At 73.4% G+C, this 23,318-nt stretch carries 19 protein-coding genes; 12 read left to right on the top strand and 7 right to left on the bottom strand.

Annotated elements, in window-relative coordinates:
* Positions 1-64 precede the first annotated feature (64 nt).
* Positions 65-490, top strand: a complete 426-nt coding sequence (locus tag ACRRSS_RS32945; RefSeq protein ID WP_435974653.1) for an STAS domain-containing protein — start codon at positions 65-67, stop codon at positions 488-490.
* On the opposite strand, the gene ACRRSS_RS32940 is transcribed toward ACRRSS_RS32945, so the two are convergent.
* Entirely contained in the window at positions 462-1,976 is a 1,515-nt protein-coding gene (locus ACRRSS_RS32940) for a class I adenylate-forming enzyme family protein (RefSeq protein WP_435974652.1), read from the bottom strand. The two genes, ACRRSS_RS32945 and ACRRSS_RS32940, sit on opposite strands and share 29 nt — an antisense overlap.
* A 159-nt stretch (positions 1,977-2,135) precedes the next feature.
* Between ACRRSS_RS32940 and ACRRSS_RS32935 the strand changes: the two genes are divergently transcribed.
* The 4 genes from ACRRSS_RS32935 to ACRRSS_RS32920 all read left to right on the top strand — a co-directional run bounded on the left by ACRRSS_RS32935 (position 2,136) and on the right by ACRRSS_RS32920 (position 6,255).
* Positions 2,136-3,347, top strand: coding sequence for an amidohydrolase family protein (locus ACRRSS_RS32935; RefSeq protein ID WP_435974651.1), 1,212 nt, complete (start codon positions 2,136-2,138; stop codon positions 3,345-3,347).
* Positions 3,338-4,474: an acyl-CoA dehydrogenase family protein gene (locus ACRRSS_RS32930; RefSeq protein ID WP_435974650.1), complete on the top strand. Its 1,137-nt coding sequence runs from the start codon at positions 3,338-3,340 to the stop codon at positions 4,472-4,474. The genes ACRRSS_RS32935 and ACRRSS_RS32930 overlap by 10 nt, the downstream gene beginning before the upstream one ends.
* Positions 4,475-4,479: 5 nt before the next feature.
* Positions 4,480-5,379 carry an acyl-CoA dehydrogenase family protein gene (locus ACRRSS_RS32925; RefSeq protein WP_435974649.1) on the top strand — a complete coding sequence of 300 codons (900 nt, stop codon included), beginning with the start codon at positions 4,480-4,482 and terminating at the stop codon, positions 5,377-5,379.
* A 411-nt stretch (positions 5,380-5,790) separates the two neighbouring features.
* Positions 5,791-6,255: an ATP-binding protein gene (locus ACRRSS_RS32920; RefSeq protein ID WP_435974648.1), complete on the top strand. Its 465-nt coding sequence runs from the start codon at positions 5,791-5,793 to the stop codon at positions 6,253-6,255.
* A gap of 197 nt (positions 6,256-6,452) precedes the next feature.
* On the opposite strand, the gene ACRRSS_RS32915 is transcribed toward ACRRSS_RS32920, so the two are convergent.
* Positions 6,453-7,379: a cyclase family protein gene (locus ACRRSS_RS32915; RefSeq protein WP_435974647.1), complete on the bottom strand. Its 927-nt coding sequence runs from the start codon at positions 7,377-7,379 to the stop codon at positions 6,453-6,455.
* Positions 7,380-7,481: 102 nt separating this feature from the next.
* Between ACRRSS_RS32915 and ACRRSS_RS32910 the strand changes: the two genes are divergently transcribed.
* The 3 genes from ACRRSS_RS32910 to ACRRSS_RS32900 all read left to right on the top strand — a co-directional run bounded on the left by ACRRSS_RS32910 (position 7,482) and on the right by ACRRSS_RS32900 (position 10,873).
* Entirely contained in the window at positions 7,482-8,414 is a 933-nt protein-coding gene (locus ACRRSS_RS32910) for an SDR family oxidoreductase (protein WP_435974646.1), read from the top strand.
* Positions 8,411-9,460: a Zn-dependent alcohol dehydrogenase gene (locus ACRRSS_RS32905; RefSeq protein WP_435974645.1), complete on the top strand. Its 1,050-nt coding sequence runs from the start codon at positions 8,411-8,413 to the stop codon at positions 9,458-9,460. Before ACRRSS_RS32910 ends, ACRRSS_RS32905 begins: the two co-directional genes overlap by 4 nt.
* A 195-nt stretch (positions 9,461-9,655) precedes the next feature.
* On the top strand, positions 9,656-10,873 hold the full coding sequence (locus tag ACRRSS_RS32900; RefSeq protein ID WP_435974644.1) for an MFS transporter: 1,218 nt from the start codon (positions 9,656-9,658) through the stop codon (positions 10,871-10,873).
* Here the strand turns inward: ACRRSS_RS32900 and ACRRSS_RS32895 are convergent.
* The gene (locus tag ACRRSS_RS32895; protein ID WP_435975484.1) at positions 10,828-11,814 is read right to left on the bottom strand and encodes a GlxA family transcriptional regulator; all 987 of its coding nucleotides are present in this window, start codon (positions 11,812-11,814) and stop codon (positions 10,828-10,830) included. The two genes, ACRRSS_RS32900 and ACRRSS_RS32895, sit on opposite strands and share 46 nt — an antisense overlap.
* Positions 11,815-11,947: 133 nt before the next feature.
* Here ACRRSS_RS32895 and ACRRSS_RS32890 point away from each other — a divergent pair, with 133 nt between their 5' ends.
* The 3 genes from ACRRSS_RS32890 (at position 11,948) to ACRRSS_RS32880 (ending at position 15,190) form a co-directional block, all read left to right on the top strand.
* Positions 11,948-13,201: an MFS transporter gene (locus ACRRSS_RS32890; protein ID WP_435975483.1), complete on the top strand. Its 1,254-nt coding sequence runs from the start codon at positions 11,948-11,950 to the stop codon at positions 13,199-13,201.
* A 118-nt stretch (positions 13,202-13,319) separates the two neighbouring features.
* Positions 13,320-14,636, top strand: a complete 1,317-nt coding sequence (locus tag ACRRSS_RS32885; protein WP_435974643.1) for an MFS transporter — start codon at positions 13,320-13,322, stop codon at positions 14,634-14,636.
* Positions 14,637-14,659: 23 nt separating this feature from the next.
* Positions 14,660-15,190: a hypothetical protein gene (locus ACRRSS_RS32880; RefSeq protein WP_435974642.1), complete on the top strand. Its 531-nt coding sequence runs from the start codon at positions 14,660-14,662 to the stop codon at positions 15,188-15,190.
* A 9-nt stretch (positions 15,191-15,199) separates the two neighbouring features.
* On the opposite strand, the gene ACRRSS_RS32875 is transcribed toward ACRRSS_RS32880, so the two are convergent.
* The 4 genes from ACRRSS_RS32875 to ACRRSS_RS32860 form a co-directional block, all read right to left on the bottom strand.
* On the bottom strand, positions 15,200-15,781 hold the full coding sequence (locus ACRRSS_RS32875; RefSeq protein WP_435975482.1) for a flavin reductase family protein: 582 nt from the start codon (positions 15,779-15,781) through the stop codon (positions 15,200-15,202).
* Positions 15,782-15,887: 106 nt separating this feature from the next.
* Positions 15,888-18,053, bottom strand: a complete 2,166-nt coding sequence (locus ACRRSS_RS32870) for a hypothetical protein (protein ID WP_435974641.1) — start codon at positions 18,051-18,053, stop codon at positions 15,888-15,890.
* 165 nt (positions 18,054-18,218) lie between these two features.
* Positions 18,219-19,004, bottom strand: coding sequence for an enoyl-CoA hydratase/isomerase family protein (locus ACRRSS_RS32865; RefSeq protein ID WP_435974640.1), 786 nt, complete (start codon positions 19,002-19,004; stop codon positions 18,219-18,221).
* Positions 19,005-19,015: 11 nt separating this feature from the next.
* Positions 19,016-21,238 (bottom strand): acetate--CoA ligase family protein, encoded by a 2,223-nt coding sequence (locus ACRRSS_RS32860; protein WP_435974639.1) that lies wholly within the window; start codon positions 21,236-21,238, stop codon positions 19,016-19,018.
* Positions 21,239-21,549: 311 nt separating this feature from the next.
* Between ACRRSS_RS32860 and ACRRSS_RS32855 the strand changes: the two genes are divergently transcribed.
* Positions 21,550-23,247 carry an FG-GAP-like repeat-containing protein gene (locus tag ACRRSS_RS32855; RefSeq protein ID WP_435974638.1) on the top strand — a complete coding sequence of 566 codons (1,698 nt, stop codon included), beginning with the start codon at positions 21,550-21,552 and terminating at the stop codon, positions 23,245-23,247.
* The last annotated feature ends 71 nt before the right edge of the window (positions 23,248-23,318 follow it).

Below are 23,318 nucleotides of genomic sequence, written 5' to 3'. Positions count from 1 at the left end.
GTAAGGAACGCGTCATCCCCGCCCTCGGGGGTTTCGACCGGTTCGTGCGGGGCAGGCGGCGAGGGTGACGACGATCGAGGTCGACGAGAACGAGTACGGCTCCTGGACGGTCTTCCGTGTCCGGGGGGAACTGGACCTGGTCACCTCCCCCCGCATACGCCGGCGCGTCCACGACGCCGTGGCGTGCGGCCGTCACGACCTGGTGGTCGACCTGTCCGGCGTCCGCTTCTGCGACTCCAGCGGGGTCGGCATGCTGATCGCCACCCGCCGGCTGCTCCGCTCCTGCGGCGGCCGTCTCCGGCTGATCCTTCCCGAGGACCGGGACGGCCACGTCGGCCGGGTGCTCGACGCGCTCGGCGTCCGGCGGCTCTTCGAGGTGTACGAGGACGTGACGGCGGCGCTGACCGAGACGGGTGTCGTGGAGGTCGACGCCGACGCGGTGGGGGTGACCAGGGCGGACCTCATCGGGACGGAGCGAATCGCTCCCTGAGCCGGTACTTGAGCACCTTCCGCAGGGTCTCGTTGCGGGGGAGGGCGTCGACCACCTCCAGCTGCTCCGGCAGTTTGTGGACCGAGAGGCCCGCCTCCCGCAGGAAGGCCGTGACGGCCGGAAGGGTCAGCGGGGCGGCGCCGGGGGGCTGTTCGACGACGGCGCAGACGCGTTCGCCGCGTTCGGCGTCCGGGAGGCCTATGACGGCGGTGTCGCCCACGTCCGGGTGCCGGTGGAGGAGGTCCTCGATCTCCTTGGCGGAGATGTTCTCGCCCTTGCGGATGATGATGTCCTTGACGCGGCCGGTGAGGACGAGGTGGCCGCTCGGGGTGAGGTGTCCGACGTCCCCGGTGATGAGGAAGCCGTCCTCGTCGAAGGCGGCGGCGGTCTGGGCCGGGTCCAGGTAGCCCCGGCAGACGGCCTCGCCACGCAGGCGCACCTCTCCGGAGCCGGTGACGCGGATCTCCATGCCGGCGGGCGGGCGGCCCTCGGTGGTGGCGAGGTTCTCGGGGGTGTCGTCGGGGTCGCCCATGGTGATCATGGGGACCTCGGTCATGCCGTATCCGTGGGTGAGCTGGCAGCCCAGCTCCCGGCGTACGGCGTGGTAGATCTCCGGCGGTTTCGGCGCCCCGCCGCCGGCGAGCAGCCGCAGGGTGGGGATGACCGGCTCGCCGGGCCGCTTGCGCTGTTCGGCGAGGAACATCGCGTAGAAGGCGGTGGAGCCGCCGGCCACCGTCACGCCGTGCCGCCGGTACTCGTCGAGGGCCTCCGGCAGCGCGAACTGTTCGAACATCACCGCCGGGAACCCGTAGAGCAGCAGCATCACCGTGTAGTCGGGCCCGGCGACGTGCGCGTACGGGAAGGCCATCGAGCCGACGTCCGCGTCGGTGAGCCGCAGCGCGTGGGCGAGGCAGGCGCCACCCGCGAGGAGCGAGCGGTCGGTGTGCAGGACGCCCTTGGGGTCGGAGGTCGTGCCGGAGGTCCAGTAGATCCAGCGGACGTCGGTGCCGGAGGAGGGCGGCGGGGGGAGGGCGGCCGGGTCGCCGTCGGGGAGGGAACCGGGGCCGTACGCCTCGAAGACCCCGCGCGCGCCGAGCCGCCCCGCCATCTCCGTATGGTCGAATCCGCGCCATTCTCCGGGGACGGCGAAGAACTCGGCCTTGGACTCGCGGAGCGCGAATCCGACCTCCTTGTCCCGGTAGAAGGGGATCAGGGGCGTCTGTACGGCTCCGAGGCGGGCGAGCGCGAAGGAGAGCACCGCGGTCTCGATGCGGGTGGGCAGCTGCCAGGCGACGACCGTGCCGGGGCGCACCCCCATGGCGTACAGGCCGGCGGCGCAGCGTTCGGCGCGGTCACGGAGGCCGCCGAAGGTGAGGGCGCGGTCTCCCTGGAGGAGGACGGGCCGGTCGGGGGTGAGGGCGGCGCGGCGTTCGACGAGCTCCCAGAGCGTGCGGGACCCGCCCAGGGCGTGTGCGGTCTCGGTCATCCGTGTACCCCTCCTGGCTGACGTTCCGTCAGATAGTGCGGTGAGCGTAAGGGTCTCCCGCTTGTCGGTCCAGGGGTGCGGGGCTAGCCTGATGCGCAACCCGTATCTGACGGTCCATCAGAAACTCCGTCGGAAACGCCATCGGACCAAGGAGGGGTCATGACGGAACTGCCCCGCATCATCAGTGTCGACGACCACGTGATCGAGCCCGCCCACCTCTTCGAGACCTGGCTCCCGAAGAAGTACCGCGACCGCGGGCCCCGGCCCCTCACCGCCGGCATCGGTGAGCTCGCCTACGTCGCCGGCAAGTACCGGATCACGATGGACCCCGACGGCCCCCCCACCGACTGGTGGATCTACGAGGACCTCACGTTCCCGTACAAGCGCAACATCGCCGCCGTCGGCTTCGACCGCGACGACATGACCCTCGAAGGCATCACGCGGCAGGAGATGCGGCGCGGCTGCTGGGACCCGGCCGCCCGCCTCGAGGACATGGACCTCAACCACGTCGAGGCCTCCCTCTGCTTCCCCACCTTCCCCCGCTTCTGCGGCCAGACCTTCGCCGAGGCCCACGACAAGGAGGTCGCCCTCGCCTGCGTCCGCGCCTACAACGACTGGATGGTCGAGGAGTGGTGCGGGGACAGCGGAGGGCGGCTCATCCCGCTCTGCCTCATCCCGCTCTGGGACATCGACCTCGCCGTCGCCGAGATCCGGCGCAACGCCGCCCGCGGGGTCAGAGCCGTCACCTTCTCCGAGATCCCCACCCACCTCGGACTGCCGTCCATCCACTCCGGCTACTGGGACCCCTTCTTCGCCGTCTGCCAGGAGACCGGCACGGTGGTCAACATGCACATCGGCTCCAGCAGCCAGATGCCCGCCGCCTCCCCCGACGCCCCGCCCGCCGTCCAGGCCTCCCTCAGCTTCAACAACGCCATGGCCTCGATGATGGACTTCCTGTTCAGCGGGGTCCTGGTGAAGTTCCCGACGCTCAAGCTCGCCTACAGCGAAGGCCAGATGGGGTGGATCCCGTACGCCCTGGAGCGCGCCGACGACGTCTGGGCGGAGCACCGCGCCTGGGGCGGCGTCCGCGACCTGATCCCCGAGCCCCCCTCCACGTACTACTACCGGCAGATCTTCTGCTGCTTCTTCCGCGACAAGCACGGCATCGCCTCGCTCGACGTCGTCGGCCGCGACAACGCCACCTTCGAGACCGACTACCCGCACGTCGACTCCACCTTCCCGCACACCAAGGAGGTCGCCCTCGACCACGTCCGGGGCCTCGACGACGAGACGGTCTACAAACTCATGCGCGGCAACGCCATCCGCATGCTCGGCCTCGACCTCGACCGGGACCGCGCCCGATGGACCTGACGTACACCGGCGAGGAGGAGGGGTTCCGGGCCCGGCTGCGGGAGTGGCTCACCGCCACCCTCCCCACCCTCCCCGCGCGGCCCGACCCGCTGGACTGGCCGGCCCGCCGCGCCTACGACTGCGGCTGGCAGCGCAGGCTCCACGACGCCGGATACGCCGACGTGCACTGGGACGCCTCCCCGACCCAGCGGCTCGTCTTCCTGGAGGAGACCGAACGCGCCGGGGCCCCCTACGTCGGCGCCAACTTCGTCGGCCTCCTCCACGCCGGGCCGACCATCGCCGCCGAGGGCACACCGGAGCAGCGCGAGCGCTGGCTGCCGCCGGTGCTGCGCGGCGACGAGGTCTGGTGCCAGGGCTTCAGCGAACCCGGCGCCGGCTCCGACCTCGCCTCCCTGCGCACCCGGGCGGTCCGGGACGGGGACGCGTACGTCGTCAGCGGCCAGAAGATCTGGACCTCGCACGCCGAGGTCGCCGACTGGTGCGAGCTGCTCGTCCGGACCGACCCGGGGGCGGCCTCCAGACACCGGGGCATCACCTGGCTCGCCATGCCCATGGACGCGCCCGGCATCACCGTGCGGCCGCTGCGCACCCTCGCGGGCTCCACGGAGTTCGCGGAGGTCTTCCTCGACGAGGTACGGGTGCCGGTGGCCAACCGGGTGGGCGAGGAGAACGACGGCTGGCGGGTCACCCTGGTGACCCTCTCCTTCGAACGCGGCACCGCCTTCGTCGGCGAGGTCGTCGCCTGCCGCCGCCTCCTCGGCGAACTCGCCCGCGCGGCCCGGAAGAACGGCACCTGGGACGATCCCGTCCTGCGGCGCCGTCTCGGCAGGCTCTCCGCCGAGTTCGGGGCCCTGTGGCGGATCGTCCAGGCCAACGTCAGCGAGGCCCAGGCGACCGGCGGCGTCCCCGGCGCGGGTGGCTCCGTCTTCAAGCTCCACTACTCGCACGCCCGCCAGGAGCTGTACGAGGCCGCCGCCGCCGTCCTCGGCCCCGACGCGCTCGACCTCGGCCGCGACTGGACCCTGGACCGGCTCTCCTCCCTCTCGTACACGATCGCGGCCGGCACCTCCCAGATCCAGCGCAACATCGTCGCCGAGCGCGTCCTCGGCCTGCCGAAGGGCCGGTGACCCCCGTGGACTTCCGACTCACCGAGGACCAGCGGGCCCTGCGCCGGGGCGTACGGGACCTCCTCGAAGGCCGCTTCGACCGGACGGCGCTCCGGGCGGCCGTCGACGCGCCGTCCCTGGACCGGGAGCTGTGGCGTGAGCTCGGCGCCGCCGGGTTCTTCGCCCTGCGGCTCCCCGAGGCGGAGGGCGGCGTGGGGCTCGGCCTCCCGGAGGCCGTCCTCGTGTTCGAGGAGGCCGGGCGGGTGCTCCTGCCGGGGCCGCTGGTGGCGACACACCTGGCGGCAGGCTCCGTCCCCGGGGCGGCGGAGGGGGCCGTCGTGGTCACCGAGGTCGCGGAGGGGCTCGTCCCCTGGCTGGAGGAGGCCGACGTGGTGCGGGGGGACGCGGAGGGCGCCGTACCGATGAGGTCGGTGGACCCGCTGACCCCGCTGCACCGGGTGCCCGGCCGGAGCGGCCCCGCGTCGGACGCGGGGACGGACCTTCCGCCGGACCCGGCGGAGGACCTGACGGCCGCTCTGCTCACCGCCGCCGAGCAGGTCGGGAGCGCGGAGGCGACCACCGGGGCTGCCGTCTCGTACGCCCGGGAGCGGGAGCAGTTCGGACAGGCCATCGGGGGGTTCCAGGCCGTCAAGCACCTCTGCGCCGGGATGCTCGTGCGGACCGAACTCGCCCGCGCCGCCGTCCGCGCCGCCTCCCTCACCGTCGACCCGGTCGAGATCGCCGGTGCCAAGCTCCTCGCCGACACGGCCGCGATCGGCAACGCCCGCGACTGCCTCCAGGTGCACGGAGGCATGGGCTTCACCTGGGAGGCGGACGTCCACCTGCACCTCAAGCGGGCCTGGGTGCGGGCCGAGCTGCGGCTGCCCGCCGCGCGGGCGGAGGAGGCGGTCGCGGCCGGCCTGTGAGGGGGTGGTGGCTCTTCGCGCTCGCGAGGTCACGGAACGTCGATACCGGGTTGTGTCCTGCGGCGCGGCCGTCACGGCCCGGAGTCGGCCTCCGGCTCCGGTACGCTCCGTGGGATGCGAGTGCTCGTTGACCCGGATCGTCCCGGTGTCGCCCCTGAGGTGACTCCGGGCCCGGGAATGTGCGCCGTTCGCGCCCCCGGGAGGCGCCGTGCGCGCTCCTGTTCGACTCCTCGCGGCGCGCGTCGCACAGTATGGACCACGCGTACTCCTTCGCGCTGGAATATGCCCGAAGCGCTTGTTGTGGTGACTGTACGTCAACCATGCTGTCTCGCAAGGAAATCACGTTCCGTTAGGGCGTCGATGGCTGTGAGGCGCGAGGCGATGTGTCCGCCGGTTCGGATGGTGTGAACGGTGCAGGTGCTTCAGGTTCAGTTGGAGGTCGGGCCGGACCCGGCGGAGGTGGGGCGAGCCCGGAGATGGGCCCGGTCGCGGCTCGCCGGATCGGGCATAGGGGACGACGAGTCGCTGGCCGAGACGCTGGTGCTGATCATCTCCGAGCTCGTGACCAACGCCGTGGTGCACACCGGCTGTCCGGCCGTGCTGCGGATGCTGTTCGCGGCCGAGGGCGGGGTGCGGGTCGAGGTCGCCGACACGAGCGACCGACCGCCGCGGCCCCGGCACGCGAAGGGCGGGGACACCAACGGGCGCGGCCTGGAACTGGTCGACGGACTCGCCGACCGGTGGGGCTGGCAGCCCGAGGGCGCGGGCAAGAGCATCTGGTGCGAGGTGGACCGGGCTCCGGTCGCGCCCTCACCTGTTCCGGGGGCGTCGGTGACCACCGGGGCGTCGGTGTCGCCCGGACGGGTGCACTGTTGACGATCCGTGGGGTTCTGTCCACCCTGGGATGAGCGATTCGCGGCGAGGGGAGCCGAGGGCCGGGGGCCCTCGGCGTGTGCGGGTCGTGGCCGGATGGCGGCTCCCCCGCGGTGGTTCGCCCGCGGGGGACCCCCATGCGCCGCGCTCGGGGCGCGTGGGCGTGGGCGCGCCGCCGTCCCTTCGCGTCCGGGGCCGGGTCAGAGGACGGCGACGGGTGCCACCGGTGTGCCCGTGCCGCCGACGAAGGGTTCGGGCATCGCCGAGAGCAGGAACGCGTAGCGCCGCTCTTGTGCACAGGCTGTGGACAGAGATTCCAGATTCCAGTTCTGCCCCTGGAGCATCCCCATCTCGACCAGGTCGAGGGCGTGCACGGGCAGCCACAGGTCCTCGATCTCGGGCGGGAAGATCTCGAAGGTGAGGGTGTCGTTGGCGACGGCCGCGACGTCCCGGGCGTGGAACCACTCCGGCGTACGGACCGACAGGCCGGGTGACGGGAAGGCGTACCCGTGCCGGTCCCCGGCCAGGTACAGCCGGATCTGACCCGTCCGTACGAGCACGACGTCACCGGACCGGACGGTCACCCCGCCGAACTCGGCCGCCTCGTCCAGGTCCTCCGGGGTGACGGCGTGGCCGCCCGGCAGCCGCTCCACCCCCTTCGCGGCGGCCACGTCGAGCAGGACGCCGCGCGAGACGAGATGGCGGGCCGTGTGGATGCCGCTGAACGCGGAGCGGCCGTGCGGGGTGATGGAGTCGGCGGGCCGGCCGTTGTAGATGCGGCCCGAATGGGAGACGTGCGTCAGGGCGTCCCAGTGGGTGCCGGCCTGGAGGCCGAAGGTCACGGCGTCGTCGCTGGTGGCGACCGTGCCGGGGCCGAACAGCTCCTGGTTGACCTGGATCATGACGTGGAGCGGGTTGACCCGGCCGGGGATCATGCCGGTCTGCACGCCGTCCTGCTTCAGGTCGACGGCGAGCGGGACGCGGAGGCCGGACCGGACGGTGGCGACGGCGTCCCGCACGACCTCGTCCGTGACGAGGTTGAGCGTGCCGATCTCGTCGTCCTGGCCCCAGCGGCCCCAGTTGTTGACCTGCTTGGCGATCTCGTGGAATGCGGCGGGCAGAGACATCGGGGGCCTCCGGGGTCTTGTGGACCGGTAACTGACGGACCGTAGAATCCTGACGACGCAAGAATCTAACGGACCGTCAGAAACTGCGGGAAGGGGCCGGGCGTGGGGAACTTCTTGGCTGGCAAGGTCGTCGCCGTGACGGGCGCGGGACGGGGCATCGGCCGCGCCGTCGCCCTCGCCTGCGCGGCGGAGGGCGCGAAGGTCGTCGTCAACGACTACGGGGTCTCGATCGAAGGCGGCGAACCGACCTCGGAGATCGCGCTCTCCGTCGTGAAGGAGATCGAGGCCGCGGGCGGCACGGCGGTCGCGGTCGCCGACGACATCTCGACGATGGCGGGCGGACAGCGGGTCGTCGACCTCGCCCTCGCGGAGTACGGGCGACTCGACGGGGTCGTCTGCGTGGCGGGCATCCTGCGCGAACGGATGCTCTTCAACATGTCCGAGGAGGAGTGGGACCCGGTCGTCGCCACCCACCTCAAGGGCACCTTCACCGTCTTCCGGGCGGCCTCGGCGGTCATGCGCCGCCAGGGCACCGGAACCCTCATCGGCTTCACGAGCGGCAACCACCAGGGCTCGGTGGCCCAGGCCAACTACTCCGCGGCCAAGGGCGGGATCATCTCCCTCGTACGGTCGGCGGCGCTCGGCCTCCACAAGTACGGGGTCACCGCCAACGCCGTGGCGCCGGTGGCGCGGACCCGGATGTCGGCGAACGTCCCCATGGAGCTCAAGGAGATCGGGGAACCGGAGGACGTGGCGGCGCTCGTCGTCTACCTGCTCTCCGAACGGGCCCGGGAGGAGAGGATCACCGGCCAGGTCTACACGATCGCGGGCCCCAAGATCGCGGTCTGGGCCCAGCCCAGGGAGCTCCGCGCGGGCTACGCGGAAGGCGGCGCGTGGACCCCGGAACGCATCGCGGACTTCCTGCCGGGGACGGTGGGCGTGGACCCGATGCCGATGCTGACCCGCCTGGAGGAGATGGCGCGGGCCGCCGCGGCGGGCGCCCGCCCCAACGCCGGCACGGGGGAGGCGTCATGAGGGGCGTGGTGTTCGACGGGAAGCGGGTCCAGGTCGTCGACGACCTGGAGGTGCGGGCGCCCGGGGCGGGGGAGGTGTCCGTGCGGATCGCCGCCGCCGGCCTCTGCCACAGCGATCTCTCCGTCGTCGACGGGACGATCCCCTTCCCCGTGCCCGTCGTCCTCGGGCACGAGGGCGCCGGCGTCGTCGAGGCCGTCGGCCCCGGCGTCACCCACGTCGGGCCCGGCGACCACGTCGCCCTCTCCACCCTCGCCAACTGCGGCGCGTGCGCCGACTGCGACCGGGGGCGGCCCACCATGTGCCGAAAGGCCATCGGGATGCCCACGCGGCCGTTCTCCCAGGACGGCCGCCCCCTCTACCAGTTCGCCTCGAACTCGTCGTTCGCCGAGCGGACCGTCGTCAGGGCCGTGCAGGCCGTGAAGATCCCCGAGCAGATCCCGCTGACCTCCGCCGCCCTCATGGGCTGCGGCGTCCTCACCGGCGTCGGCGCCGTCCTCAACCGCGCCGGGGTCGGCCGGGGCGAGACCGTCGTCGTCATCGGCACCGGCGGCATCGGGCTCAACGTCCTCCAGGGCGCCCGGATCGCGGGCGCCCCGACGATCGTGGCCGTCGACACCAACCCGGCGAAGGAGGAGATGGCCCGCCGCTTCGGGGCGACCCACTTCCTCACCTCCACCGACGGCGTGCGGGAGATCCTGCCCACCGGCGCCGACCACGTCTTCGAGTGCGTCGGCCACACGGAGCTCGTCCGGACGGCCATCGACCTCCTCGACCGGCACGGGCAGGCGATCCTCCTCGGCATGACCGCGCCGAAGGCGGAGGCCACCTTCCTGCCCGCCGCGATGTTCCTCGACAAGTCGGTCCTCGGCTGCCGCTACGGCTCCTCCCGACCGCAGCGGGACATCCCGCTGTACGCCGAGCTGTACCTGTCGGGTGGGCTGCTCCTCGACGAACTCGTCACCGTCACCTACCCGGTGGAGGAGTTCGCCCGGGCCGTCGAGGACGCCGAACGGGGCAAGGTCGCCCGGGGGGTCCTGACCTTCTGACCGGGGCCCCGGCGAGACCGGCCGGGAACGGGGGCGGCCGGGCCCCCGGTCCTCCGGCGAGACCGGCCCGGCCCCCCGGTCCTCCGGCGAGACCGGCCGGGCACCACGGCGGCCGGGCACCACGGCGGCCCGGCACCCCGGTCCTCCGGCGAAACAGGGTGGGCACCGGGGGCGTACGTCGTTACGGTCCTCGGCATGTCCTACCGCGAACTCGCCACCCGCCCCGTCCTCGTCTGGTCGGCCGTCACCGTCGCCGGACGGCTCCCCGTGGCCATGGCGCCGCTCGCGCTCGTGTTCCTGGTGCGCGAGCGGCCCGGCGGGTACTCGCTCGGGGCGGTGCTCGCCGCCGCGTACGTCATCGGCGAGATCATCGCCGCACCCCTCCTCGGCCTGCGGATGAACGCCGAACGGGCCCGGCCCCAGCTCGTCGCCGGACTCGCGGTGGGGGCGGCCGGGTTCGCGGGCCTGGGCCTCGCCCCGCACGCGCATCCCGTCGTGCTCGCCGCCCTCGCCCTCCTCGCCGGCGCCGGGCCCGCCGCCGTGCCCGGCGGGCTCCGGGCCCTCCTCACCAGCCTGGTCCCCGAGCGGGCCGTCACCCAGGCGATGAGCATGGAGTCGGTGCTGACCTTCGGCATCTGGGCGGCCGCGCCCGCCCTCACCGCCGGTCTCGCGCTCGGCGTCGACCCCGCCGTGCCCCTGCTGCTCATGGCGGTGCTGATGGCCGTGTCCGTCCCCGGTCTCTGGGCGCTGCCGCAGGGCTGGCGGCAGGCCGCGAAGGAGGACGGCACCTCGCTGCGGCGGTCGCTGCTGCGGGCCTGGCCGGTGTACGTCCTGGGGGCGGCCGGCCTGACGCTGCTCGCGCTCGCCGAACTGATCCTGCCCGCCCTCCTCGAACAGCGCGGGATCGGCATCGGCTGGGCGGGCCCCCTGCTCGCCGGGTTCTCGATCGGATCGGCGGTCGGCGCGTTCCTCTACGGCCTGCGGGGGCACTGGCCGGGCCCGCTGGCCGTCCAGTCGCTCGTCCTGGTCCTCGCGGTCGCCTCGGGCGTCGCCCTGGTCGCCGTCCTGCCGTGGACGGCGGCGATCGCGGTGGCCCTGGTCGCCGCCGGGCTCCTCCAGGCCCCCGCCATGCTCACCCGGAACCTGGCCCTGCGACAGCTCCTGCCGCCGTCCGCGCTCGCCGCCGGGTACTCGGTGATGTACGCGGCCGTCGGCGCCGGGTACGCGGCGAGCGGCACCCTGGCGGGCGGCCTGCTCAAGGTCGTGGCGCCGTCGACGGCGATCCTCTGCGGGGTCGCTCTGACCGTGCTGCTCACGGTGGTCGGCGCGGTGGGGGAGCGGCGGCTCGTGCGGCAGGAACCGGAACCTCAGGGGGAGGTCTCCGAGGCGGCCGTCCGGAAGGTGCGCCGGTAGGACGTCGGCGTCACCCCGATCGCGCTCATCAGATGCACCCGCAGCGACTGGGCCGTGCCGAAGCCCGCGTCCCGCGCGACCCGGTCGACGGGCAGCCCGGTGGACTCCAGGAGGTGCCGGGCGCGTTCGACGCGCTGCTGGGTGAGCCACTGGCCGGGGCTGACGCCGACCTCGTCGCGGAAGCGGCGGGTGAACGTCCGTATGCTCATCGCCTCCTTCTCGGCCAGGTCCCGCAGTTGGATCGGCTCGTGGAGGTGGGCGAGGGCCCAGGCCCGCGCGGTGGTCGTGGTGTGGGTGCCGGCCTCGGGCAGGGGCCGTTCGATGTACTGCGCCTGGCCGCCGTCCCGGTGCGGCGGTACGACGGTCCTGCGGGCGACGTCGTTGGCGACGGCCGTGCCGTGGTCGCGGCGCACGATGTGCAGGCACAGGTCGATCCCGGCGGCCACGCCCGCCGAGGTGAGGACGTCGCCGTCGTCGACGAACAGGACGTCCGCGTCGACGCGTACGCGCGGGAAGAGCCGCTGGAAGTGCGCGGCGGAGGACCAGTGGGTGGTGGCCGGACGGCCGTCGAGGAAGCCGGCGGCGGCGAGCACGTACCCGCCGGTGCAGATGGAGACGAGCCGCGTGCCGGGCCGGATGTGGGACAGGGCTGCGGCCAACTCCCCGGTGAGCCTGCCCTCGTCGTAGACCGGGCCGAGCTCGTACGAGGCCGGCACGACGACGGTGTCGGCGGTGGCGAGCACCTCCGGGCCGTGCTCCACGTGCACGGAGAAGTCGGCGTCGGTGGGGACGGGCCCGGCGACCGGGGCGCAGGTGACGATCTCGTAGAGCAGGCGGCCCTCGGCGTCCCGGGCGCGGCCGAAGATGCGGTGCGGGATGCCCAGCTCGAAGGGGAGGAGGCCGGGCAGCGCGAGAACGGCGACGCGGTGCGGCGCCGGCACGGTCGGCGCGGGCGGCGCCGACGGGGACGGCACGGGCGGGTGGGGTCGCGACGGCACGGGCGGTGCTCCCTCCGGAACTGCGCGGGTGGTCGGAAAATCACTGGTGGTCCAGACCACCTGGGTGATAGGTCAGCTGTCCGTGAAGGACAACACGTACAAGTCTGAGGCCGCGGAGCGGATTCCCGCCCCGGCCGGGCCGCCCGCACTGTGGAACCGTACCTTCCGGCTCTTCTTCGTCGCCCGGGCCGTCGCCGTCTTCGGCGAGGGCATGGTCCCGGTCGCCTTCGCCGCCGGGCTCCTCGGCGCCGGACACTCCGGCGCCACCGTCGGCTACGCGCTCGGCGGCTGGACGGCCGCCTTCGCGCTCTTCGTCCTCTTCGGCGGCGTCCTCGCCGACCGGTTCACCGCCCGTCGCATGATGATCCTCGCCGACCTGCTGCGACTGCCCGGCACGGCCGTCCTCGCCGTCTCCTTCGCGCTCGGCAGCCCACCCCTGTGGGCGGTCTACACGCTCTCCGTCCTCAGCGGTGTCGGCGCCGCCCTCTTCCAGCCGGGCGTCGCCTCCACCATCCCCCGCATCGCCCCCGACGTGCAGCGCGCCAACGCCGTCCTCCGGGTCGTCGAAGCCCTCATGATCATGGCGGGTCCGGCCGCCGCCGGTCTGCTCGTCGCCGCGTGGAACGCCGGCGCGGCCTTCGCCGTCAACGGCGTCACCTTCGCGGTCAGCGCCCTCTGCCTCGCCCTCATGCGGCTGGCCCCGCTGCCCTCCGACTCGCGGAAGCGCGACTCCCTCGGGGTGGAACTCGCGGGCGGCTGGCGCGAGTTCAGGGCCAGAAACTGGCTCTGGGGGGTGATCGCCATCTGGACGGTGTACGGGCTGACCGTCGCCGGACCCATGGTGCCGCTCACCGCGAGCCTGGTCACCGAGGACCACGGCTCGGCCACGTACGGCGTGCTCATGGCCGTCAACGGGGCGGGCAGCGCCGTCGGCGGTCTGCTCGCCCTCCGGCTCCGCCCCCGCCGCCCCCTCGCCTCGGGAGCGGTCGCCCTCCTCGGCCTCCCCGTGAACCTCGCCCTCCTCGGCCTCGGCGCACCGGTCGCGCTGCTCGGCGCCGGCCAGTTCATCGGCGGGGCGGCCTTCGCCTTCTGGCTGGTGATGTGGTCGACGGCCGTCCAGACGCACGTACCGCAGGAGGCGTTGAACCGGATGCACGCGTACGACGTGGCCGGCTCGCTCCTGATGATGGGCGTCGGCCGCACGCTGTCCGGGCCGGTCGCGGCGGCGGTCGGCACGGAGGAGGTACTGCTCACGGGGGCGGGGATCGCGGTCCTCGTGGTGGGCGCGCTGCTGGTGGTGCGGCCGATCAGGACGCTGCCGAGGGTGTAGGGGGCGGGGGCGGGGGTGGGGGTTGTGGGCTTCTTAGGGGCTGCCATGTCCCGATCCGTTCGAAAGCTGTCGTCCGGGCCAATGGCCGGGGGGCGGGCGGGCCGGGATGCTCGGTGGCATGGCCCAGACAACCGAGACGCCCGCCCGTACGCCCGACGGCCCGGCCCCCCGTACCCCCCGCACGTCCCGTGTCCACCGCGCCTGGTTCGTCGCGGCGGTCACCTTCGTCACGATCATCGGCGCGGCCGCCTTCGCGTCGCTCCCGGGCCTCCTGATCGAGCCGCTCCACGAGGAGTTCGACTGGTCGCGCGGCACGATCGGCTTCGCCGTCTCGGTGAACCTCGCCCTCTACGGCCTCACCGCCCCCTTCGCCGCCGCCCTCATGGACCGCTTCGGCATCCGCCGGGTCGTCGCCGTCGCCCTGACGGTCATCTCCGTCGGCTCGCTCCTCACCGTGTGGATGACGGCCGCCTGGCAACTCGTCCTCTACTGGGGCGTCCTCGTCGGCCTCGGCAGCGGTTCCATGGCCCTCGCCTTCGCCGCGACCGTCACCAACCGGTGGTTCGTCGCCCGCCGGGGCCTGGTGACCGGCATCCTCACCGCGGCCGGGGCCTCCGGGCAGCTCGTCTTCCTCCCCCTCCTCTCCTGGCTGGTCGAGCACCACGGCTGGCGCCCCGCCGCCGTGACGGTGGCGCTCGCCGCCCTCGCGGTCGTCCCCTTCGTGTGGCTGCTGCTGCGCGACCACCCGGCGGACGTGCGGCTCGCGCCGTACGGCGGGGAGTACGCCGACAAGCCCGCCCCGGTCCCGGGCGCGGCCCGCCGCGCGGTCACCGTCCTGTTCAAGGCGGCCCGCACCGGCCCCTTCTGGCTCCTCGCGGGCACCTTCGCGATCTGTGGCGCGTCCACGAACGGCCTGGTCAAGACGCACTTCGTGCCCGCCGCCCACGACCACGGGATGCCGGTCACGGCGGCGGCCGGACTGCTCGCCGTCATCGGCGTCTTCGACGTCGTCGGCACGATCGCCTCGGGCTGGTTCACCGACCGCTTCGAGACGCGCCGCCTGCTGGCCGTCTACTACGCGCTGCGCGGCATCTCGCTCCTCTTCCTGCCGCTGCTGCTCGCGCCCACCGTGCACCCGCCGATGCTGTTCTTCATCGTCTTCTACGGCCTGGACTGGGTGGCCACGGTGCCGCCGACGATCGCGCTGTGCCGCGAGCACTACGGCGAGGACTCGGCGATCGTCTTCGGCTGGGTCCTCGCCTCCCACCAGGTGGGCGCGGCGGTGGTCGCCTTCGCGGGCGGCGTGGCCCGCGACGTCTTCGGCACGTACGACCTCGTCTGGTACGCGTCGGGCGCGCTGTGCGCGGCGGCTGCCCTGATGGCGCTGGTGATCAGGCGACCCCGGACGGAGGCGCCGTCACCGGCGGGAGCATGATGACCGCCGGGGGGTGATCGTCGATGAGCGGTCCCGCGGAAGGTGCCGGGAAGGTGCGCGGCGAGGGGCGTACGACCCTCCGGATGCTGTGGGTCTCGGTGCTGGCGCTGGCCCTGGAAGCGGCGCTGGCACTGCTACTGCTCGCGCTGTTCGGGGACCCGGGGCAGGCGGAGCCGGGGGAGGAGCGTGTCAGCGCGCTGACGCTCCTCGCGCTCCCGTTCCTGATGGTGCTGGCACTGGTTCCGGCCGTCGCGGTCTCCGCGTTCCTCGTCCTGCCGGCCGTGCTCCTCGGCGAGCGGCTGACGCGCCGGCTGGGCGGGCGCGCGACGGGCTGGCAGTTGCTGCTCTCGACCGCGGCCGGGGCCCTGGCGTGGCCGCTGTTCGGCGCGCCCGGCTGGCTGGTGGGCGCGGTGTGCCTGGCGGTGGCGGTCCTCGTCACGCGCCACGCCCGGCGGGGCTCGTTCGTCGTGCTGCTGGTGTGGGGGACGGTCGCGGTGCTGACCGTGTACCTGCTCGGCGCGGCGGGCCTGTACGCGGGCGTCATCGAGGCCTGAAGCACAGGCCTACCCGCTCAGCCGCCCGAACCTCCCCCGGTGGAACAGCAGCGGATCCCCGTCCTCGGCCGCGCCGAGGGCCTCCACGCGGCCCACCACGATCAGGTGGTCGCCCCCGGTGTGGACGGCGGTGATCGCGCAGTCCAGCCAGGCGGGGGCGGCGGGCAGCCGCGGGGAGCCCGTGGCCGGGGCCGGAACCCAGTCCACGCCCGCGAACTTGTCCGCGCCGCTCACGGCGAAGGACCGGCACAGCGGGCCCTGGTCGGCGCCGAGGATGTTGACGCAGAAGGTGCCCGCCGCCGCGATCCGGGGCCAGGTCGTCGACGTGCGGGCGACCATGAAGGCGACCAGGGGCGGGTCGAGGGAGAGGGAGGCGAAGGACTGGCAGGCGAACCCGGCCGGTCCTTCGCCGTCGAGGGCGGTCACGAGCGTGACGCCGCTCGCGAAGTGGCCGAGGACGCGGCGGAACTCGGCGGGTTCGACGGGCGGTCGCTCGTCCTCCCGTACCGCGCGCAGTGCCGGCCGGGGCAGTGGTTCCACGGCCGTCGGTGAACCGGCCGCTCTCAGGTGTCGTACGGCGGTGGCCGCCATCCCCGCGTGTCCCATCATCCGTTCATTGAAGCTGACGGGTCGTCAGATAGGAAGCCCCCGGGGGTGACGGTCCGGCCGCCGCCCCCGGGGGCTTCCAGGTCGTGACTCAGCCGGCGACGGCCCCCGTCGACCGGGTCCAGGCGACACCCGCCGTGTGCCCGGTCCGGTAGGCGGTCACCCTGACGGTGATCTTCGCCCCGCGCTGGGCCGTGGCCAGCGTGAGCGTCGTCCGCGTCGCCCCGCTGATCGCCCGCCCGTTCGCGTACCACTGGTACGTGTACGAGCTCGGCGCCGGCGTCCACGTCCCCCGGTTCAGGGTGAGCGTCCGCCCGACCTTGACGGTGCCGGTGAGGTAGGGGGCCGTGGTGGCCTTCGGCGCGAGGCCCGCGGCGACGGTGTAGCCGACCGTCGTGTGGGCGCCGCTCAGGTGCCCGGTGCGGTGCGCCGTCACGGTCACGGTGAGCTTCCTGCCGACGACGGACGCGGGGACGACATACGTCGAACCGGTCGCGCCCGCGATCGCCACGCCGTTCGCCCGCCACTGGTAGGCGTACGAGGTCGGCGCGGGCGACCAGGTGCCGGCCACAGCCGTCAGCCTGTCCCCCACCCGGGTGGCACCGGACATGTACGGCACCTTGGTCGGCTTGGGCGCGAGGCCCTTCACCACCACGGACCCGCTGACCGCCGTGACGACCGGGTGCCCGGCCTTGCGGGCGGTCACCGCCACGGACAGCTGCTTGCCGAAGAGCGTCGACGGCAGCGTGTACGTGGCGGCCGTGGCCCCCGCGATGGCGACGCCGCCGGACCGCCACTGGTACGTGTACGCGTCGGCGGCGGGCGTCCAGGTCCCGGCCTTCGCCGTCACCTTGCCGCCGACGACGGCGGTGCCGGTGACGGTGGGGACGGCGGTGGCCCGGATCGGGGCGACGACGGTGACCCGGCCGCGCTGGTACGTGTCCCCGTCGTGCGTGACCACGCTCAGGTTCAGCGCGGTGCGCGGCGCGCTCGTCAGGTCCAGCGAGACGTCCATGCTCCGACGGTCGGGGGCGACGGAGACCGTCGTCGACCGGGCGCGGTAGCCGCTGCCGGAGACCTCGACGACGTCCTTCTCGTGCAGGGCCGCACCGGTGACCCTCATCGTGACCTTCCCGGCGCCCACGGTGCCGGGGGTGACGGCGGTGACGGTGGGGGACACGGTGCCGCAGCGGCTCGGGCAGTGGGCCGTGGCCCGCACCTCGACGGGTGCCTGCGAGGGAACCGACGGCAGCCCGATCACGAGGGTGGTGGGCCGGGCGATGTACTCGTAGTCCTCCTCGGCCGGCACTCGGCAGTCGTGGTAGCCGCCGCCGCGCAGGGGAGTGCAGGCGTTCTGCCGGGTCGACCCGTCGTACAGCCAGGGAGTCGGCGACTCGTGGAGCTCCCGCTCCGGCGCGAACGACAGCTTCAGCCAGTCGTTCGAGGCCGTGGGGAGCACCGCGCAGAGGGTCGGACGCTGTTCGGACAGCGTGCCGGAGACCTGGAAGCCGTAGGTGACGTCCGGGACCTTCGCGCACTCCGGCGCGGGGCCGGCGGCGGTGCCGACTCGGACGGCGTCCAGGCGGTAGACGGGGGCGGTGGTGTCGCCGTTCCCGACGTGGACGATCGCCCGGTAGGTGGTGGAGCCGGTGACGGCGCAGCCGGAGATCGCGTCCTCGCAGGCGACCTCGCCGTCGGCGTCGTACACCGCGAACCCGGTCGCGAGACCGGCCGAGGTGTCGCGGGCGTTCAGGTGCAGGGTGTCCCGGGCGTCGGACGTGGTCACCCGGTGGCAGACGTAGTCGTCGGACGAGGCCGGGACGCCCTCGGCGGACGGGGCGCCGACCTTGCCGGCCGGGGTGTCGACACAGCCACCCGCGGCGGCGGTGATGTCCCGGCGTACGAGGGTCTGGTCCCAGGGGAAGCCCCCGGGGACGAGGACGGTGTACGCCTCACCGGGCGTCAGGGTGCAGCCCTCCGGGGAGCTTCCCCATTCGATGAACCCGCAGACCGTCGTGCCGCTCTCGTCGAGGACGCTGAAGCCGTAGGAGTAGTCGTCCACGGTGGTGGTGAGCAGCTCGCGGGTGGAGTGTTCGTCCGCCGGGATCGTCAGGCAGGTGTCGGGGCTGCCGGCCGGCACGGTGACCCCGGCCGGGTCCGCGCCGAAGTCGCCGGCGGGGAAGGGCAGGCAGTCGCCCGCGCCGTCCGCGTCCTGGGCGGCGGGCGCGGCCGCCAGTGCCGTCCCCGCAGGGAGCATCGGGCTCAGCAGTGCGGTGAGCAGGGCGGAAACCAGAAGAAGGGATCTTCCGGATCTTCGGGATCTTGTGCGCGAAAGCGCGGAGTTGAGCATTCCGTTCCCCCCGGAGCGGCAGTGTGTGGCATATGCGGCTCACACCATAGGGCTCCGGTAGGACATGCTCCGCTACCGCCCCTCGTACCGCGCCTCCCGGCGCTCCACGAAGCTCGCCACCCCCTCGCGCGCGTCCCGCGTCGTCATGTTGATCTCCTGCGCCGTCGCCTCCGCCGCGAACGCCGTCGCGCGGTCCGTGTCCAGGGACGCGTTCACCAGCTGCTTCGTCAGGGCGAGGGCGCGAGTCGGGCCCTGGGCGAGGCGTTCCGCCCAGGTGCGGGCCGTCTTCTCCAGCTCCTCCGCCGGGACCACCCGGTTCACCAGGCCCAGCTCCCGCGCCTCCGCCGCCGTCACCGCGTCCCCGAAGAACATCAGCTCCTTCGCCCGCTGCGGACCGATCAGCCGGGGCAGGAGGTACGCGCCGCCGCCGTCCGGGACGAGCCCACGGCGGACGAACACCTCGATGAACCGGGCCGATTCCGACGCGAGCACCAGGTCGCACGCGAGGGCGAGATGCGCCCCGATGCCCGCCGCCGTCCCGTTCACCGCCGCGATCACCGGCTTCTCGCAGTCCAGTACGGCTCCGACGAAGCGCTGGGCCCCGCGCCGTAGCGTGCGCGCCACGTCCCCGGCGACCCGGTCGCCGAGCGGCGGCGCGCCCCGCAGGTCGGCCCCCGCGCAGAAGCCCCGGCCGGTGGCGGTGACGACGACCGCGCGGACGTCCGGGTCGGCGGAGGCCTCGTCGAGCAGGGCGATGATCCGTTCCCGCTGGTCCCAGGTGACCGCGTTCATCGCCTCGGGGCGGTTGAGCGTGATCCACGAGACGCCGTTCTCGACGGTGTGCAGTACATCGGCCATGGCGAGTCTCCTCAGCGACAGACGGCCAGCGCGTCCAGGGCCACCGCGCCCTGCCCGCGCGGCAGCACCATCAGCGGGTTGATGTCGAGTTCGGCGAGGTCGCCGTCGAGTTCGAGGGCCATCCGCTGCACCCGCAGGACGACTTCGACGAGCGCGTCCACGTCGGCCGGCGGCGCACCCCGTACACCGTCGAGGAGGGCCCTGCCCCGCAGTTCGGCGAGCATCGACCGGGCCTCGCGCTCCTCGAACGGCGGGACGCGGACGGCCGTGTCGTCGAGGACCTCCACCAGCACCCCGCCGAGGCCGACGGTGACCGTCGGGCCGAACAGGTCGTCGCGGGTCACCCCCACCACCATCTCGACCCCGCGCCCGACCATCTGACAGACGAGGATGCCGTCGAGGTCGATCGACTCGAAGCGGGCTATGTCGGTGAGTTCGCGGTACGCGTCCCGGACCTGGCTCGCGGAGGTGAGCCCGACCTTGACCAGGCCCAGCTCGGTCTTGTGGGCGAGCTGCGCGCCGGAGGCCTTCATCACCACCGGGTAGCCGACGAGTCCGGCGGCGCGGACGGCCGCCGCGGCGCTGGTGACGAGCTGCTCGCGCGGTACCCGTATCCCGTACGCCCGCAGGAGCTGCTTCGCCGCGTGCTCGCTGAGCCGCCGGCCGGGCCGCATGAGGGCCTGGGCCTTGCGGAAGGAGGGGGAGGGGGTGCGGGGCGCCTCGTCGAAGGGGGAGCGGTATCCGGCGCTGAAGCGGTGGTGGTCGAGGTAGGCCTTCACCGCCCCGATGCAGTTGGAGAAGGTGCGGAAGGTGGCGACGCGGGAGGAGCCGAGGAGGGTCGTGCGGTACGCCTCCTCCGTACCGACCGGCGAGCCCCAGACCACGCACACCAGTTTGTCCGTCGCCTCGGCGGCGTCGACCAGGTCCTGGGCGAGCTTGTCGCTCATGGGCGGGAACGGACCGGTGATGGGACAGACGAGGACGCCGACGGAGGGGTCGGCGAGGATCGCGTCGATGATCTTCCGGCCCCGCCAGTCGCCCACCGGGTGGCCGCCGTTGTCGACGGGGTTGGCGACGTTCAGGTACGGCGGTATCCACTGGTGGAGTTCGTCCTGCTTGGCCTGCGGCAGGGTGGGCAGGTCGAGTCCGGCCGCCGTGGCGAGGTCGGCGAAGTGGGCGCCGGTGCCGCCGGAGATCGAGTAGACGACGACGCCGTCGGCGCGCGGCCGGCGGGCGCGGGCGAGCAGGGCCGCGGTGTCCTGGAGCTGGTCGAGCCCGTCGACCCGGATCACGCCGTACTGGCGCATGGCCGCGTCGACGACCTGGTCGGCGCCGGTGAGCTTGCCGGTGTGGGAGGCGGCGGTACGGGCCCCGGTCTCGGTGCGGCCGACCTTCACGGCGACGACCGGGACGCCGTGGCGGGCGGCCCGGTCGGCGGCGAGGAGGAAGGAACGGCCGTCCTTCAGCCCCTCGACGTAACAGGCGATGGCGCCGACCTCGGGCCGTCCGGCGAAGTACGAGAGGAAGTCGGCGGTCTCCAGGTCGGCCTCGTTGCCGGTGGGCGCCCAGTGCGAGAGGCGGACGCCGAGCTCCTGGAGGGTGAAGACGGGCCGCCCCTGGTGGCCGGACTGGGTGATGAGGGCGACGGCGGGACCGTCGAGGTCGTCGCGGAAGCGCTCGAAGGCGTTGAGGTTGGTGTTGGGGCCGAGGAGGCGGAGCCCCGAGCGGCGTACGGCGGCGGCGAGACGTTCCTGCGCGGCGGCGCCCGCCGCACCGGTCTCGGCGAAGCCGGAGGCGAAGGCGACCGCGAACTTCACCTTGGTCTCGGCGAGTTCCTCGATGACGGGGAGCGGGTCGGCGACGAGGAGGACGGCGAGGTCGACGGGCTCGGCGAGCGCGGAGACGGAGGGCACGCAGTCGATCCCGAACACGCTGGTACGGGTGGGGTGGACGGGCACGAGCCGGGCGCCGACCCGCTCGGCCCAGGCGAGCAGCTGCCGGGTGATCCCGGTGTTGGGCCGCCCCTCGGTGTCGGAGGCGCCGACGACGGCGACGGACTCGGGCCGGAAGAACCGGTCGAGGTCGGGTACGGGGGCGTGCAGCGGGCGTCCGCTGACGTCCTGGTCGCCGGGGGCGGCGGTGACACCGTGCACGGTGGCCCGGGGTGCGTCGCCGCAGGCGACCACGCGGGCGCGGAGATCGGTGGTGAAGGTGCCGTGAGTCGATCCAAGCATGTGTTCCGCCCGCCCTTCACCCATCCGTATACACCTGACGCTCAGTCAGATTACAGAACTGACGGCCAGTCAGGAATGGTCGTGCGTGGGGAAGCGGGATCAGGCCACCTGGGAGAAATCCGATCCGGCCACCCGGGGGAAGCTGGATCCGGCCGCCAGGGTGAAGTCGGATCCGGCCGTCCCGGGGACGGGACCGGCCAGGGTGTCCGGATCAAGTCGGTCGACTCCGTACAACCATTCGGGTCACCGTGCTGTCCCACCCTCTGGACGACACGAACGATCACGTCCGCCGATCAGCCCAGGGGGGCCTCTTGAACCGCACCACCCGCGCCACCGGCTCGCGTGGCCGTCGTCGCGCCCTCGGCACGGCCCTGGCCGTGCTCGCGTCCTCCGCCGCGCTCACCGCCGTCACGGCGGCACCGGCCCAGGCCGCCGACGGCGCGCCGAAGCCCCGCGTGGTCTTCACCGAGTACAAGGACGTCGACGGCGTCCGCCACAGCAGCGTCGTCACGGTCAACACCGACGGCAGCGACCGTCGTGTCCTCGTGCCCACCGGCCCGAATCTCCCCAAGGCGGAGATCACCGACGTCACGTACTCGCCCGACGGCCGGCGCATGGCCTTCATCAGCAACGACGGCTACGCCGACATCTGGGTCGCCGACGCCGACGGCACGAACGCGCGCCCGCTCCGCCTGGACGTCGACGAGCCCGCCGGCTGGCTCGACGGCCTCGACTGGACCCCCGACGGCAAGCAGCTCTACCTGAGCTTCCGGGCCAGGCCGGGCCACAGCAACCTGCGCATCATGCGCGTCAACGCCGACGGCACCGGCCTCGGCTTCGTCTTCCCCACCCCCGAGCAGACCTGGGACACCCAGGTCGACGTGGCCTGGGACGGACGCGTCACCTTCCTGCGCGGCAGCACCGTCCACATCTGGGACCCGCGCACGGGCGGCGCCCCGAAGCCCGTCACCCAGGGGCTGCACCCGACGTTCTCGCCCGACGGCGGGCGGATCGTCTTCGCGTCCTCCGTCGGCGGCTCGTACGACGTGCGCGCCCGCGTCCTGGACGGCGGGAACGAGTACGCGCTCACCCGCGACCAGAACGTCCTGCTCCCGGAGTGGTCCCCCGACGGCTCCCAGGTCGCGTACCTCTCCGGCGGTACGGAGCAGAAGGCGACCGTCAGCAGTGCCACCGCGCCCGGCAGCACGCCCAAGGTCCTCTCGGCACCCGGCGCCACCGCCTCCGACGTCTCCTGGGCCCCGCCGCGCGGCTGGAACACCCACGGCACCTTCCGCCACGACTTCACCGACGACGGCCTCTCCGACGTCCTCGCCGTGAACGGCGCGGGCGAGCAGTTCCGTTACGAGGGCACCGGCGCGGGCACCCTCGAAGCCCGCGTGAAGGTCGGCTGGGGCTGGAAGGGCTACCGCTTCACCGCCGCGGGCGACCTCAGCGGCGACGGCCGGCCCGACCTGATCGGACAGGACGCCGTCGGCGGCCTCTGGCGGCTCGACGGGGACCCGTACGGCTTCGCCAACAAGGTGCGGATCGGCGCCGGCGGCTGGAAGGACCTCAAGCTGACCGGCGTCGGCGACCTGACCGGCGACGGCTTCCCCGACGTCCTCGCCATCGACCCCTCGGGCAACCTCTGGACGTACGCGGGCGACGGCCACGGCGGCCTCCAGGCCCGCCAGAAGGCCGGGTACGGCTACCAGGGCTACCGCCTGACGGGCGTCGGCGCGCTCACGGCGAGCGGCTACCAGAACTACCTCGCCCAGACCCCGAACGGCGACCTCTACCGCTACGAGCGGGGCGGCCGCCACAAGATCGGCCACGGCTGGAAGAACCTGACCCTGGCCGGCGTCGGCGACCTCACCGGCGACCGGATCCCCGACGTGGTCGCCCGTGACACCGCCGGTGTCCTGTGGCGCTACGACGGCGACGGCAAGGGCGGACTGAAGGGCCGGGTGAAGATCGGCTGGGGCTGGAACGGCCTCACCGCGCTCTGACCCGGCCGCGACCCCGGAGCCGAGCCGGCACGCCGGCCCGGCCCGCACGCCGATCCCGTACCCCCGGGATC

The organism is Streptomyces sp. Qhu_M48, assembly GCF_051305195.1.
Classification (GTDB): domain Bacteria; phylum Actinomycetota; class Actinomycetes; order Streptomycetales; family Streptomycetaceae; genus Streptomyces.
Note: the sequence above shows the minus strand (reverse complement) of the source record. Positions and strands in the feature narration are given on the sequence as shown.